Here is a 13,959-nt window from a genome sequence, read left to right as displayed (position 1 = left end):
AACTTGAACGCTATATAGTCAGACCGCGTAGAAATGGAAAGAGTATCATGCGTAGCCTACTGATCCTGCTGTTTTCCGCCACGATGGCGCTGGCCGATGGCGAGAAGGCTGGCGCATTCGATTACTACGTGATGGCGTTGTCATGGTCGCCCAACTGGTGCGAGATCGAGGGCGACGACAAGGAGTCCGACCAGTGCCACCCCCGCCACGATCACGGCTGGACGCTGCATGGGCTTTGGCCGCAATACCATCAGGGCTGGCCTGCCTTCTGCCCCACCGCTGAACGCCCGCCCTCGCGGTCCATGACGCGGGACATGGCCGACATCATGGGCACCTCCGGCTTGGCATGGTATCAGTGGAAAAAGCACGGCAGTTGCACCGGCCTATCCGCTGCCGATTACTACGCCCTGTCTCGCAAGGCGTATGAAAGCGTGGTCCGGCCCGATATCTTCCGCCGCCTCGACAAGACCGTGAAACTGCCAGCCGCCGTGGTGGAAGAGGCTTTCCTGAAGGACAATCCGCAACTGGATGCCGACGGGATCACCATCACCTGCCGCAACCGTCATATTCAGGAAGCCCGCATCTGCCTGTCCAAATCGCTGGAGCCGGTGCCCTGCGGGCGCGATGTCATCAAGGACTGCACACTGCGCGACGCGCTGTTTACGCCTATTCGTTAGGCCTTTCCCCCCACCCTTTGCTGCCATGACATCCGCCTTGGCGCGGAAACTCGCCGTTATCCGCGCGGGTAAGGTATTCCGCCATTTGTCGGCGCAGGCCCCCCGCTTACCCTGCTGAGATATTACCTTCCTCGCCTTGCGCGAGGCCCCTTTTTTGAAACCGATATTCAGGAGGCAAGCATGTTGCCCTTCCAAAGCCGCGTGCAATTTCAAAAGCTGCGTACCGACCTGACGCTTGAGCGCCAGATGACATCCCTGATGGAGCGTGAGATCGCCGCCCTGTCGGACGAGCTTGAATACAATTCCGAGAACTGGGTCCGCATGTGGATCGACACAGCGCAGACCGTCCATTCCGATTGCGGTGACATCACGGCCCAGCGCGGGATCGACGAGACCGGCCAGTTGCTGTGGATGGTGCGCCATGTGGATCGCAAACATGGCTATCATTCGCCCGAAGCCGATCCCGTCGCCGCGATGGAAGAAGCGCAGATCGCATGGGACCGCCGCCGCGCCGTGCGCAAGAACTGGTCCGAGATTACGGCCCTGGCCAGTGACCTGCGGTCCGGCAAGCGCAGCATGACAGTGCTGATTTCGGATGCAGAGAACTCACCGCTATGCGCGGTCGGCATCCGGTCGTTCCTGACACGGATCGGGATGCCCAATATCTCCCGTGCGCCGGGACGGCTTGTCGGGCTGATGATGCTGATCGAACCGCAGGTGGGTTTTGTCATTCACGAAGCGGCAGAGCGTGAGAAACGCGAAACCACCGTGACGGCGCAGCAAGTCACCGCCACGATGAGAACCGCGCGCCAGATGAGTTGAGGGCGCGGCGTTACCCGCCGACCCGCAGCACGATCTTGCCCACATGGGTCGATCCTTCCATCCGCGCATGTGCGGCGGCGGCGTCGTCCAATGCGAATTCCTGATCCATGACCGGGGCGACACGGCCCGCGTCCAGCAGGGGCCAGACTTGGGCGCGCAGGTCTTCGGCGATACGCGCCTTGGCCAAATCGGATTGCGGGCGCAGGGTTGATCCCGTCATCGTCAGGCGGCGCGTCATAAGCTGTGCGAAGTTCAGTTCGGCTTTGGGGCCTTGCAGGAACGCGATCTGCACCAGTCGCCCATCATCGGCCAACGCCTTGATGTTGCGCGGGATATAGCTGCCCCCGACCATGTCGAGGATCAGGTCCGCGCCGCCTTCCGCGCGCATCTTGTCTTCGAAATCGACCTCGCGGTAGTTCCATGCGGCCTCTGCACCAAGGTCAAGGCACGCCTGACACTTCTCTGCCGATCCGGCGGTGGTGAAAACGCGCGCCCCGAAGGCAGATGCCAGTTGGATCGCGGTCGTGCCGATCCCGGAAGATCCGCCATGGACAAGGAACCGCTCGCCCGCCTTCAGCCCGCCGCGCGTGAATACATTGGACCAGACGGTGAAGAAGGTTTCCGGCAGGCAGGCCGCCTCTTTCAGTCCCATTCCAGCGGGGATGGGCAGGCAATGCGCCGCCGGGGTCGCGACATATTCGGCGTAACCCCCACCGGGCAGCAACGCGCAGACCTTGTCACCCACCGCGACTCCTTCGGCGCCGGGGCCAACCTCGACCACCTCGCCCGAGGCTTCGAGGCCCGGCAGGTCGCTGGCTGTGGGCGGCGGCGCATACATGCCCGCCCGTTGCAGCGCGTCAGGCCGATTGACCCCGGCCCAAGCCGTCTTGATCACGACCTGCCCATGCCCCGCGACCGGGCGTGGCCGTGTCACCGGTTGCAGAACATCCGGTCCGCCTGCCTTGGAAATCTCCACCGCGCGCATTGTCTGGGTCATATCGGGGGTCCTCTCGCCTTTTGACGAAAGGCCTAGCATCCGCTGCGAAGGGAGGAAAGCGCCGACGCGGGGCTTAACGCCGGGAGGACCCAAGGATGGTCGCCGCGAACCCGGTCGCAAGCACAACGCAGCAGATCAGCAGAAGCTGCTCGTACTTATGCCCTTCATAAAGCCAGCCCGACACCAACGCGCTGCCGCGCAAGAAGTAGACCAGCGCGCCCAGCATTGCCGCCGCAAAGCTGACGACATAAGCCCAAACGGCGATGCCGCGACCAAGGACCAGACCTATGACAAGCACCGGTGTCAGAAACATAGATGCCGTGCCGGACACGGCGACCGCATCAAACAGGCTTTGACTTTCGGACAGGGTCAGCGCCGTGCCCAGAACTGCGAAACAGATCATCGCCAGACGCCCTCCCAACAAATTGCGCGGCGCGAGCTTCAGCTCTTCGACCACCAGCCGCGCGGCAGAGGACAGCGCCGAATCCAGCGTGGACAGGGCCGAGATCATCAGCGACAGGATCAGCGCAGCAAAGACCCAGCCCGGAAACATCGTGGCCCATGTGCCGATCAGCTCATTCTCATAAGCCGCCCCGACCAGCGCGGCCTGCACCCCGAAGACACCGAAAGCGAGGATCAGCAAGGTCGACAGCCAGAACGCATAGTGAAAGCTGCGCCGTGTCGTGGCCGGATCGTTGAGGAACCCGCGATCCATCATCACCGGGTCATGCACCGGATAGGAAAACACCTGAAGCGCGGCCACCGCCAGCAAGACCCACCCGTTATAGGAACCCGCAACCCCTTGGGCGGTCAGCACCGCCACCGCGTCGAATTGCGGCGTGGTCACAAGCGCGATGAAGGCCGCGCCAAAGACCACCAGAAACACGATCATCTGCATCATATCCGTGCGCAGCGCCGCGCTCAGCCCGCCCCAAGCGGAATACAGCAACGCCATCGCCCCAACGGCGAGCACGGCAACGTCTTTCCACGCGGCAAGCTCGGGCAGAATGGCGGCAAAGATCAAGCCTATGACCAGCAGATTGGCAAAAACCTCGGACAAGAGCCGCAGCGCGATAACAAGATTATAGCAAACCGTTCCCGGCGCGCCGAACCGTTCTGCCAGCCAATCCTGAACCGATCCCGCCCCCTGGGCGCGCAGCCGTCCGACGATGAACCCACCCGTGAGGAACGAGCCATAATAGGCCGCATAGGCAAGCACCCCGGCGCTGCCGTAGTAGTAGCCGAGAATGGCGGAATTCATCAGCGAGCGCGCGAAAATCCACGTCGTCACCTGGCTGAGAACCAGCATCCACAGGCCCGGCGCATCCCCGCCAAGCCCCTGCCCGCGGAAAAAGCCCTCGGCGGTGACACGGCGCGGCGCCACCACAAGGCTGGCCAGCACCACAAGGGCAAAAACACCAAAGATCGTATAGGGTTGCATGGGGGCAGGCTCCGGCTACTGAAGGGTAATGCCCCTTTAGCAGCAGCCGCTTGATGCCCCCAATTGAACTTCTCGTGTATCGCCCGTTATCCGCACCGGTCCCGGCGCGATGCAGCGGCGATGCCGTCAGTCCTGCCGGTCGGTCCACTGGCCCGGCAAATCCACGTCGGGCACCCGCATCGGCGCGCGGACATGCCCCAGCAACCAATTCGGCCCCGCCATCAAACCGCTCAGCAGTTTGTTCTCGCGCACTGTCGCCTTGGCCTTTTCGATCTGCATCACATTGTCGATGCGGCGGTCCAGAAAATCCCAGGTCGCCGCGTGATCGGCGCTGTCATCGCCCAGCCAGAACAACACGGTAGAGCCATACACCCCCGAAAGCGTCGCGCGCTTGGTGTACCAATTCACGTCATCGGACGTGTCGCCCAGCGCAGTCCAGATCTTGTCCGCCGTGCCCCAGATCGCCTTGGCACCGGTCGCCGCATGCATCGGCAACGAGAACAGGATCGTGCCACGCCGCACCGCTTCCTTGTCGGTCACAGCCTCCAACCGGTACCGGACGGCGGCGGCGATCTTGTCGCGAAACCGCAGATCGGACAAATCTTCGGCATCGAGCCGCGCCAGCATCGCCGCATCACCGCGCGCGTGAAAAGCCAGCGCCAGATCGACCGCGCCGCGCGGACACACATTGCGCGCCACGTCGGGCGCAATTTCGGTATCAGCGACGGCGGCCTTGAACGTATCCTCGGACCAACCGTCAAAGGGAACATTGGACAGCGCCGCGTCCAGCAGCCGGTCCTTCATGGCGTCATACGTTTCCGTCATCCTGTCCCCTTTCCGATCTGATGCCCTTAATATGGCACGTCCGATGCATTCGGCCACCATAAGTTCACCGCTGCGCCCCCGCCGCCTGCATTGCGCGCGGGGTAGACAAAGCCATGTTGCCTTGATATACGGCCACTTCCTGCAAATCCTTGCAACTCGAATCTAGAAAGGTGGTGACAACCACATGCAGGTTAGTGTTCGCGACAACAATGTCGATCAGGCGCTTCGTGCCCTGAAAAAGAAGCTGCAGCGCGAAGGCGTTTTCCGCGAAATGAAGCTCAAGCAACATTTCGAGAAGCCGTCCGAGAAAAAGGCGCGCGAAAAAGCTGAAGCGATCCGCCGGGCCCGCAAGCTGGCTCGGAAAAAAGCCCAACGCGAAGGGATGATGTAAGCATCGCCCACCGCTTAGGTGATTAATACGACCCCCGTGGCCACCCGCTGCGGGGGTTTGCTTTTGTGGGCCAGCCTAAACTGGCAGGGCCGTCGTCTTGAACACGGTGCGCAGCGCGAAACTGGACTGCATCTGCGCGACGCCGGGCAGCCGGGCAAGGTGCTGGCGGTGAATACGGGCGAAATCCTCTGTATCCTCGGCCACGACCTTCAGCAGATAGTCGGCGCTGCCTGCCATGAGGTGGCATTCCAGAACATCCGGGATTCGCGCAACGGCTTTCTCAAACGCATCAAGGATGTCGTCCGCCTGCCCTTGCAGCTTGATCTCGACGAATACCGTGGTCGGCACGCCCAGCATCCGCGCATCCACAAGCGCGACGTAATCGCGGATGATCCCGTGTTTTTCCATCCGCTGCACGCGCCGGTGACAGGCTGAGGGGCTCAGATTCGCGGCCTCTGACAAATCTGCATTCGACATACGCCCTTTGCGCTGCAAGGCACGCAGCAGGCGGCGGTCCGTGTCGTCCAATTCCATTTGGCGCAAAATCCTCCCGGCTCTCCGGCGTTCACACGCAATAATATTCACACTCGACTACCGGTGGCGAGATATTTTTCGCCAAACTTTGCGCGAGAAACGGCGCATCTTTAAAGCACACGCATGCAAGAGGAAGCCCATGCTTATCGGATGCCCAAAGGAAATCAAACCGCAGGAATTTCGCGTCGGCGTGACACCGAACGCCGCGCAGGAAGCCATCGCACATGGCCATGACGTCCTGATCGAAACCGGCGCGGGTCGCGGCGCCGGGTTTGAGGATGCGGATTATACCGCTGTTGGCGCGCAGATCGCCGCCACTGCGGCAGACGTTTTTGAACGTGCGGAGATGATCGTAAAGGTGAAGGAACCCCAAAGCGCAGAGCGTAAGATGCTGCGCGACGGGCAGTTGCTGTTCACCTATCTGCACCTTGCCCCCGATCCGGAGCAGACCCAGGACCTGCTGAAATCGGGCTGCACCGCCATCGCCTATGAGACCGTGACCGACGCACAGGGCGGCCTGCCGCTGCTTGCGCCCATGTCCGAAGTCGCCGGTCGCCTTGCGCCGCAAGTCGGGGCCTGGACCCTGCAGAAGGCCAATGGCGGGCGCGGCGTCTTGATGGGCGGCGTCCCCGGTGTCGGCCCGGCCAAGGTCGCTGTGATCGGCGGCGGCGTGGTCGGCACCCACGCGGCCCGCGTTGCAGCGGGCATGGGCGCGGATGTCACTGTTCTGGACCGGTCGCTGCCCCGGATGCGCTATCTTGACGACGTGTTCGCGGGACAGTTCCGCACACGCTATGCCAGCAAGGCGAACACCGCCGAACTGGTCGCGGAGGCTGACCTCGTGATCGGTGCGGTGCTGATCCCCGGCGCCGCCGCGCCCAAGCTCGTCACCCGCGCGCAACTTTCCGACATGAAGCCCGGCGCGGCGATCGTCGATGTTGCCATCGATCAGGGCGGTTGCTTTGAAACCTCAAAAGCCACAACGCACGAAGACCCGATCTATGAGGTCGACGGCATCATGCATTACTGCGTCGCCAACATGCCCGGCGCGGTTGCGCGTACATCGACCATCGCGCTTGGCAATGCCACGATGCCCTTCATGCTGGCATTGGCGAACAAGGGCTGGCGCAAGGCTTGCGAGGACGATCCGCATCTTCTGGCCGGTCTCAATGTGCATGCGGGCAAACTGACCAACGCCCCGGTGGGCGAAGCGCTTGGCCTCGACGCCATCGCACCGCGCGACGCGCTGACGCTGTAACGTCCAAAAGCACAGAAAAAAGGGGACGCCGAAGCGCCCCCATACTCTTACTCAAATCACCGTGCGCGTGGCCCCAACACTCAACAGGGCCACGCAAAAACCTACGATCAGCGTGCTTTCAGCGCGTCGCGGATTTCCGTCAGCAGTTCTTCCTGCGTCGGGCCCGACGGTGCTTCCGGTACCGGCTCGCCTTCTGCGACGGCAGCGTCTTTCACGCGGTTGACCATTTTGACCAGCATGAACACGACCCATGCGATGATCAGGAAGTTGATGATCGCCATGATGAAGTTACCATAGGCAAGGATTGCGGCATCTTCGCCTTCGCCCAGTGCCAGACCCATCGAGCTGAAATCGATACCGCCGGTGAACAGACCGATGATCGGGTTGATCAGGTCGTCGACCAGCGAGGTGACGATAGCGGTGAAGGCGGCGCCGATGATGATACCGACTGCCATGTCCATGACATTGCCCTTGGCAATGAAATCTTTGAATTCTTGAAGCATCTTTGTTTTTCCCGTTGGCTACAACTTAGTGCAGCGCCCACCCACTGTTCGCCGCCGAGCACCTCGTACCACATAGCCGCACAATTAGAAGGGTGTTTTCGGGGGGAATAATCCGCCAATTTGCACCCTAACGCCGATCAGGAGCCCCCGACATGAGCACGCTTTCCGACTTTCCGATCACCCGCAAATGGCCCCCCGCAAATCCCGATATCATCCAGCTTTATGCCTTTCCCACGCCGAACGGGGTCAAGGTCTCCATCATGTTGGAAGAGCTGGGCCTGCCCTATGAGGCGCACCGAGTCACGCTGTCGGATGCCGATGTCAAAAGCCCCGAATTCCTGTCGCTGAACCCGAACAACAAGATCCCCGCGCTGATCGACCCGCACGGGCCGGACGGTGCGCCCATCGGCCTGTTCGAAAGCGGGGCGATCCTGATCTATCTGGCCGAAAAGACCGGCAAACTCACCGGCAAGACCGGCGCGGACAAGGCCAAGGCGATCCAATGGCTGATGTTTCAGATGGGCGGTGTCGGCCCGATGTTCGGGCAGCTTGGGTATTTCCACAAATTCGCGGGCCGCGAAATCGAAGACCCCCGTCCGCGCGAACGCTTCATCACGGAGGCCAAGCGCCTGCTTGCGGTGATAGAGGGCGCGCTGGACGGGCAGGATTGGATCGCTGGCGAATATTCCATCGCGGATATCGCGCTGGCCCCGTGGCTGAACGCGCTGGAATATTACGGCACCAAGGATCTTGTCGGCTGGACGGATTATCCGCGCACCATGGCCTATCTTGCCCGGTTTCTGGAACGGCCCGCTGTGAAAGCCGGGATGAACACACCCCCGCGCGACGCGTAACCGCCGCCCCTGTGGCACTGCCCGGCGTGCCCCCATGCCGGGCGGGAAGCGGTGCCGCAACGCGGCCGCCCGTCACCAAACCTTGGGTTTATCCCGGCAGCGCACCGGTCAGCACATAGCGCAGGATTTGCGCCACCTGCGCCGGCGTGCGGCACATCGCCAGCGCGGCGGCATCGACCTCTTTCAAAGCGTGGTCATGTTCCGGCTGTTGCAGGATAATCAAGCTTTTGCCCAAAGCCGCCGCATAGCCGGCGTCAAACGCGGCGTTCCACTGCTTGTACTTTTCACCAAAGCGTACGACCACCACGTCTGCGTCGGCGATCCCCTTGCGTGTGCGGATTGCGTTGACCATCGCGCCCTTGTGGTCATGCCAATACTTGTTCTCCTCGGCACCAAGGATATCCACGCCGCAATCGTCGCTCGCCGCATGGTCGGTGACCGGCGCAGAGAACGCCACGTCCAGCCCTTCGCAAGCGGCTTCGATCTCGGCCCGCCAATCCGTGTGAATCTCGCCCGACAGGTACACATTCAGCATCATCAATTCTCCTCTTTGCCCCACTCATCGCAAGCAGCGCGCAGAAGTTCAAACCTTTCGCGCGACAATCAGATGGCTCGGCGGTTGCGCGGGATAGTTCCCGGTCTCGATGATCTCGAAGCCAGCGGCCTCTACCGCCGTCTGCAACTGCGCGATGGTGCGGAACTTCACGAACGGGGCTTTGCCAAGCGCCTGCATCACCGGAACCGCCCATGTCATCATCTTGTACCGAAGCCTGGCCGATGGGTCGGTCAGGCAAGGCGTCTTGCAGATCAGCAAACCGCCGGGCTTGAGCAAGCCATGGCATCGCGCCAGCTGTGCGTCGAAATCAGGGACAAGGTGAAACAGGTTGAACCCAAGCACCGCGTCGAAACTGCCCGGCTCGAACCCCGACGCGTGGACGTCGCCGACGACAAACTCGGCTGCCTCCGCCCCGGCGCGGTCCTTGGCCTGCGCAATCATGCCCGGCGCAAAGTCGCTGGCGACCATCCGCGCCACATGCGGTGCAAGACGCAGCGCCGTGCCGCCCGTGCCGCAACCGATTTCCAGAACGTGATCCGTGGGGCGCAGATGGCTCACCACCCGCGCGAGCCCCGCATCATAGTCTTCGGCGTTGCGGATCGGCGTCGCGCGGTATTTCGCAGCAATTCGGTCCCAAAAGGCGGCATCGGTCTGCATAAGCTCTCTCCTAAAATACAGGAATGTTGATATCAGATGGGACCACTGCGCAGAATTGCCAAAATCCGTGCATCACCTATACGTATTTGCATGGATCAAAGCAGCACAGACTTCGATTGGAGCCATATGCGGGCCTTCCTCGCCACGGCGGAAACCGGCTCTCTCTCTGCGGCCGCGCGGGTACTTGGCCTGACGCAGCCAACGCTCGGGCGGCAGGTTGCAGCTTTGGAACAGGCACTTGGCGTCACGTTGTTCGAGCGCGCCGGGCGTAGCCTGACGCTCACCCAGACGGGGACGGACCTGCTGCCCCATGCGCGCCAGATGGCCAAGGCCGCCGCGCACCTGTCCCTGATCGCCACGAGCCAGTCCCAATCAATCGAAGGCGAAATCCGCGTCACCGCGAGCGACGTGTTCTCCGCCTATCTGATGCCGGACGTGCTGCGCCAGGTGCAGGAACATGCCCCGCGCCTGCATGTCGAACTGGTCGCCACCAATGACCTTGCCGATCTGATCAGGAGAGAGGCCGATATCGCCATCCGCCATGTGCGCCCGACAGAGCCGGAGTTGATCGCCCGGCGCCTGACGGACACGACCGCCCATCTATACGCGGCAAGCAGCTATCTTGATGCGCGCGGCGCTCCGCTCGGCGCCGCCGACCTCGCCGGGCATGATTTCGTCGGGTTTGCGGATAATGCGCGTCTCATCGCGCATCTGGCTGAAATCGGCATCCCCGTCACGCCGGACAACTTTCGCATCGGATCGCAGAATGCGCTCGTCGCGTGGCGGCTGGTCCAGCAAGGGTTCGGGATCGCGCCCATGGCGGATGCGGTCGCACGGGATACGCCGGGCATTGTCCGCGTGCTGCCGGATATGCCGCCGATCGTGTTTCCGGTCTGGCTGGTCACGCACCGGGAACTTCATACAAGCCGACGCATCCGGCTTGTCTTTGACATTCTCGCGGAAACGCTTGCGCAGATCTGAAAGAGAGCCACGTCGGGCCGCAGCAAGGCGGGTGGGCCGGTCCGGCGCCCGCGGCGACGGACACCGGGGCGCCCGCACCACAGGGCCAATGATCAACCGCGCAGAACGCCGCCCGTGGCTTTCGTGACCTTTTCCACCACCTTCTGGCCGACCGCTTCGATTTCCTTGTCGGTCAGCGTGGCATCCGTCGGCTCAAGCCGCACGGTAATGGCAAGCGACTTCTTGTCCTCGCCCAAGCTGCCACCGATGAATTCGTCAAAGACACGCACATCGCGGATCAAGGCCTTGTCCGCGCCCGCCGCCGCATTCACCAGATCCAGCGCGGCAACATCCGCGTCCACGACAAAGGCAAAGTCCCGCTCGACCGCTTGCAAGTCGCTGATTTTCAGCGCCCCGCGCGTTGCGCCAGATTTGCGCGGCATCGGGATTTCGCCGGGCCACAGGGTAAAGGCCATCGCGGGGCCTTTGACGTCCATTGCGTCCAGCACTTTCGGATGCAACTCGCCAAAGACGCCCAGCACCTTCTTGGGGCCAAGGCAGATCATGCCATGCCGTCCCGGATGCCACCATTCGCGCGCCCCCCGCAGGATCTGCACCTTGGCAGGCGCGCCCATCGCGGCCAGTACGGCCTCTGCATCGGCTTTCACATCGAACACATCCACGGGCCGCGACGCACCATGCACGTCCTTGGGACCGGTCCGCCCGATCAGCAGGCCACTGATCAATTGGTGTTGTTCTTCCGGCTCCCCCCCATGGAAGGCCGGGCCGACCTCGAACAGGGCCATATCCATGAACCCACGCGCCTGATTGCGCGCCGCCGCTTGCAGAAGGCCGGGCAGCAAGGCCGGACGCATATGGCTCATGTCGCTGGAAATCGGGTTTTCCAGCCGGGTCGTATCCTCACCGCCCCCGAACAGCGCCGCCGACGCCTGATCGATGAAGCTATAGGTCACACATTCATGGTAGCCCAGCGCGGCAGACGTCCGGCGCGCTGCTTGTTCGCGGCGCTGCATCGGCGTCATGACCGGCTTGGGCACCCCGTCAATGCGCGGCAAAGGCTTGCCTTCCAGCTTGGTGAGCGAGGCGATCCGCGCGACTTCTTCGACCAGATCCGCTTCGCCCTGCACATCCGGGCGCCAGCTTGGCACATGTGCCATATCGCCATCCAGCCGGAAGCCCAGCGCGGTCAGCGTGTCGCGCTGCGTCTGTGCCGGGATGTCCATTCCGACAAGGCTTTGCACTCGCGCCGGGTCCAGCTTGTAGGCGCGCGCCACGTCCGGCATTTCGCCCGCCTGCACCGGTTCGGAGGCTTCGCCGCCCGCGTGGTCCAGAATCATCCGCACGGCAAAATCCAGACCGACCGGCGTGAATTCCGGATCGACCCCACGCTCAAACCGGTAGCGCGCGTCAGAGTTGATTTTCAGCGCGCGCCCGGCATAGGCGATCTGCACCGGATCCCAATAGGCGCTCTCGACAAAGACGTTCACGGTGTCATCGGTGCAGCCGGTCTCTTCGCCGCCCATGATACCGGCGATGCTTTCAGGGCCATTCTCGTCAGAGATGACCATCTGCCCGGGCTGGAACGAATAGATCTTGCCGTCCAGCGCCAGAAGTTCTTCGCCCCCCGCCGCGCGGTGGACCCGCAGATTGCCCGCGACCTTATCCGCATCGAAGACGTGCAAGGGGCGGTTCTGGTCGTAGGTGAAGAAGTTGGTGACATCGACAAGGAAGTTGATCGGACGCAGGCCAATGGCGCGCAGACGGTCCTGCAACCACGCCGGGCTGGGGCCGTTCTTCACACCGCGGATCAGACGCCCGCAAAAGAGCGGCGCACCATCCAGCGTATCTTCGTCGATCGACACGGTCAGGCTGGCCGGGAAGGCCCCTGTCACCGGTTCGGCCGTCAGCGGTTTCAGCGTGCCCAAGCCCCGCGCCGCCAGATCGCGCGCGATGCCATGCACGCCCAGCGCATCCGGGCGGTTCGGCGTGATTGCGATTTCGATGACCGGATCGATTTTGGCCGGGTCGTGATGGGCAAGCCAATCGACGAAAGCCTCGCCAACCTCGCCCGAGGGCAACTCGATGATCCCGTCATGCTCCTCGCTCAACTCAAGCTCCCGCTCGGAGGCCATCATGCCAAAGCTTTCAATCCCGCGGATCTTGCCGACGCCGATGGTCGTGTCGATCCCCGGCACGTAGACGCCGGGCTTGGCGATCACGACGGTGATGCCTTCGCGGGCGTTGGGCGCGCCGCAGATGATCTGCTTTTCGCCCTCATCCGTGGCCACTTGGCACACACGCAGCCGGTCGGCGTCCGGGTGCTTTTCGGCTTTCAGCACCTTACCGATGGTAAAGTCCCGCAGCCGCGCCCCGCGATCTTCGACGCCCTCGACCTCAAGGCCGAGATCGGTCAGTGCCTCGGTGATCTGGTCAAGCGTGGCATCGGTCTCAAGGTGGGATTTGAGCCAGGACAGGGTGAATTTCATCATACGCCTCTAAGGGTCGGACAGGTCGCGCCCGCAATGGCAAAGAAATCGGCCGGGTTCAAGGTGGGTGTGCTCAAGCACACCCTACGGGACGGCGGGTGGGGCGATTTTGCGGCACGCAAAGAGCGCCAGCCCCGGCGTCACGGGTAGGAGGGCGGCAATCCCAGCATTTCGTCCAACTGCCGCGCGATCCAGCCATGCGGGATGAAATGCCCACCGGGATGCAAATCCAGCGTGACCCGCCCGCGCGCGCAGCGCGTCCATTCCCTCCGGGCCAGCGTCAGGAACGACACCTGCTGCCAATCCCCCGCATCGCGCCCCGCGCCGCAGCTCAGCCGGTCCCGCCAGAGTTTCACAGGCCATGTCTCGTCCCCGCCCGGACCGGCGGGAAACGGCAGCACCTCGTCGCGCAAGCCATAGACCTGGCGGATTTCACCCGGCGCGGTGGCGCAATCTGTGTCCTGCGGCAACACGCCGGAGATCCCCAGAAGCGCCGCAACATCCGCGCCATCCTCGCACACGAAACGCCACGCCATGTTGCTGCCCCATGAATAGCCGGACACGTAAATCCGGCCCTCATCCACGGGGTAGAGCCGCCGCACATCATCCAGCACCGCCCGCGCAAAGGCGATATCGCGCGAGTCAGCACGGCGAAAATCCCAGCTTCGGCCCAATCCGTTCGGCGCCACCAGAAGCACACCGCGCCGCCGCGTCGCACCGGCAATGCGCTGATGATTGACGATCAAATCGCCCTGACGCCCCCAGCCGTGGAAATGCAGAAGCACGGGCAGCGGCGACGTTCCATCCCAGCCATTGGGCACGCGCAGGTGGTAGGAGCGATCACCCAGCTTGCAAGGGTCTTCCAGCCCGCAGGCCAGAACCGGGGCGGCCAATACCAGCCACAAAAGCGCGATACACCATCTCATGCGCCGCACCCTAGCGGACCGTCCCGTCCTGTCACTTCACCAATGCGTCAG

The 13,959-nt window shown here is 62.8% G+C and carries 16 protein-coding genes; 6 read left to right on the top strand and 10 right to left on the bottom strand.

Going from position 1 to position 13,959, the window contains the following annotated elements; all coding sequences use genetic code 11:
- The first annotated feature begins 47 nt into the window (after window positions 1-47).
- A complete protein-coding gene (locus E4Z66_RS07725) occupies window positions 48-677 on the top strand; it encodes a ribonuclease T2 family protein (protein ID WP_136462425.1) in 630 nt (209 codons plus the stop codon).
- A gap of 180 nt (window positions 678-857) precedes the next feature.
- Window positions 858-1,499, top strand: coding sequence for a hypothetical protein (locus E4Z66_RS07720; RefSeq protein WP_136462424.1), 642 nt, complete (start codon window positions 858-860; stop codon window positions 1,497-1,499).
- Between the two features lie 10 nt (window positions 1,500-1,509).
- Here the strand turns inward: E4Z66_RS07720 and E4Z66_RS07715 are convergent, their stop codons facing one another.
- From E4Z66_RS07715 to E4Z66_RS19845, 4 genes are all read right to left on the bottom strand, one after another.
- Complete coding sequence (locus tag E4Z66_RS07715; RefSeq protein WP_136462423.1) at window positions 1,510-2,496, bottom strand: NAD(P)H-quinone oxidoreductase; 987 nt, start codon at window positions 2,494-2,496, stop codon at window positions 1,510-1,512.
- A 73-nt stretch (window positions 2,497-2,569) separates the two neighbouring features.
- Window positions 2,570-3,937 (bottom strand): SLC5/6 family protein, encoded by a 1,368-nt coding sequence (locus E4Z66_RS07710; RefSeq protein ID WP_136462422.1) that lies wholly within the window; start codon window positions 3,935-3,937, stop codon window positions 2,570-2,572.
- A gap of 126 nt (window positions 3,938-4,063) precedes the next feature.
- Entirely contained in the window at window positions 4,064-4,762 is a 699-nt protein-coding gene (locus E4Z66_RS07705; protein ID WP_136462421.1) for a COQ9 family protein, read from the bottom strand.
- A gap of 64 nt (window positions 4,763-4,826) precedes the next feature.
- The gene (locus E4Z66_RS19845) at window positions 4,827-5,051 is read right to left on the bottom strand and encodes a hypothetical protein (RefSeq protein ID WP_246035994.1); all 225 of its coding nucleotides are present in this window, start codon (window positions 5,049-5,051) and stop codon (window positions 4,827-4,829) included.
- Here E4Z66_RS19845 and rpsU point away from each other — a divergent pair.
- Window positions 4,995-5,153, top strand: a complete 159-nt coding sequence (gene rpsU, locus E4Z66_RS07700; RefSeq protein WP_246035983.1) for a 30S ribosomal protein S21 — start codon at window positions 4,995-4,997, stop codon at window positions 5,151-5,153. The genes E4Z66_RS19845 and rpsU overlap by 57 nt on opposite strands.
- A gap of 75 nt (window positions 5,154-5,228) precedes the next feature.
- Here rpsU and E4Z66_RS07695 read toward each other — a convergent pair whose 3' ends face one another.
- Window positions 5,229-5,687: an Lrp/AsnC family transcriptional regulator gene (locus tag E4Z66_RS07695; RefSeq protein ID WP_136462420.1), complete on the bottom strand. Its 459-nt coding sequence runs from the start codon at window positions 5,685-5,687 to the stop codon at window positions 5,229-5,231.
- A gap of 139 nt (window positions 5,688-5,826) precedes the next feature.
- On the opposite strand from E4Z66_RS07695, the gene ald reads away from it, so the two are divergent.
- Complete coding sequence (ald, locus tag E4Z66_RS07690) at window positions 5,827-6,945, top strand: alanine dehydrogenase (RefSeq protein WP_136462419.1); 1,119 nt, start codon at window positions 5,827-5,829, stop codon at window positions 6,943-6,945.
- Window positions 6,946-7,052: 107 nt separating this feature from the next.
- Here the strand turns inward: ald and mscL are convergent, their stop codons facing one another.
- A complete protein-coding gene (gene mscL, locus E4Z66_RS07685) occupies window positions 7,053-7,448 on the bottom strand; it encodes a large-conductance mechanosensitive channel protein MscL (RefSeq protein WP_136462418.1) in 396 nt (131 codons plus the stop codon).
- Window positions 7,449-7,600: 152 nt separating this feature from the next.
- Here mscL and E4Z66_RS07680 point away from each other — a divergent pair, with 152 nt between their 5' ends.
- Entirely contained in the window at window positions 7,601-8,302 is a 702-nt protein-coding gene (locus tag E4Z66_RS07680) for a glutathione S-transferase family protein (RefSeq protein ID WP_136462417.1), read from the top strand.
- Between the two features lie 88 nt (window positions 8,303-8,390).
- Here E4Z66_RS07680 and E4Z66_RS07675 read toward each other — a convergent pair whose 3' ends face one another.
- Window positions 8,391-8,840: a YtoQ family protein gene (locus E4Z66_RS07675; RefSeq protein ID WP_136462416.1), complete on the bottom strand. Its 450-nt coding sequence runs from the start codon at window positions 8,838-8,840 to the stop codon at window positions 8,391-8,393.
- A gap of 45 nt (window positions 8,841-8,885) precedes the next feature.
- The gene (locus E4Z66_RS07670) at window positions 8,886-9,515 is read right to left on the bottom strand and encodes a class I SAM-dependent methyltransferase (protein ID WP_136462415.1); all 630 of its coding nucleotides are present in this window, start codon (window positions 9,513-9,515) and stop codon (window positions 8,886-8,888) included.
- A 90-nt stretch (window positions 9,516-9,605) separates the two neighbouring features.
- Between E4Z66_RS07670 and E4Z66_RS07665 the strand changes: the two genes are divergently transcribed.
- Complete coding sequence (locus E4Z66_RS07665; protein ID WP_136462414.1) at window positions 9,606-10,496, top strand: LysR family transcriptional regulator; 891 nt, start codon at window positions 9,606-9,608, stop codon at window positions 10,494-10,496.
- A 92-nt stretch (window positions 10,497-10,588) separates the two neighbouring features.
- Here E4Z66_RS07665 and pheT read toward each other — a convergent pair whose 3' ends face one another.
- Both pheT and E4Z66_RS07655 read right to left on the bottom strand, forming a co-directional pair.
- A complete protein-coding gene (gene pheT / locus E4Z66_RS07660) occupies window positions 10,589-12,982 on the bottom strand; it encodes a phenylalanine--tRNA ligase subunit beta (protein ID WP_136462413.1) in 2,394 nt (797 codons plus the stop codon).
- Between the two features lie 140 nt (window positions 12,983-13,122).
- Window positions 13,123-13,908 carry a CE1 family esterase gene (locus E4Z66_RS07655; protein WP_136462412.1) on the bottom strand — a complete coding sequence of 262 codons (786 nt, stop codon included), beginning with the start codon at window positions 13,906-13,908 and terminating at the stop codon, window positions 13,123-13,125.
- Window positions 13,909-13,959: the final 51 nt, after the last annotated feature.

This window comes from Aliishimia ponticola, assembly GCF_004803475.1.
Classification (GTDB): Bacteria; Pseudomonadota; Alphaproteobacteria; order Rhodobacterales; family Rhodobacteraceae; genus Aliishimia; species Aliishimia ponticola.
This window is presented reverse-complemented; position numbering and strand designations above follow the sequence as displayed.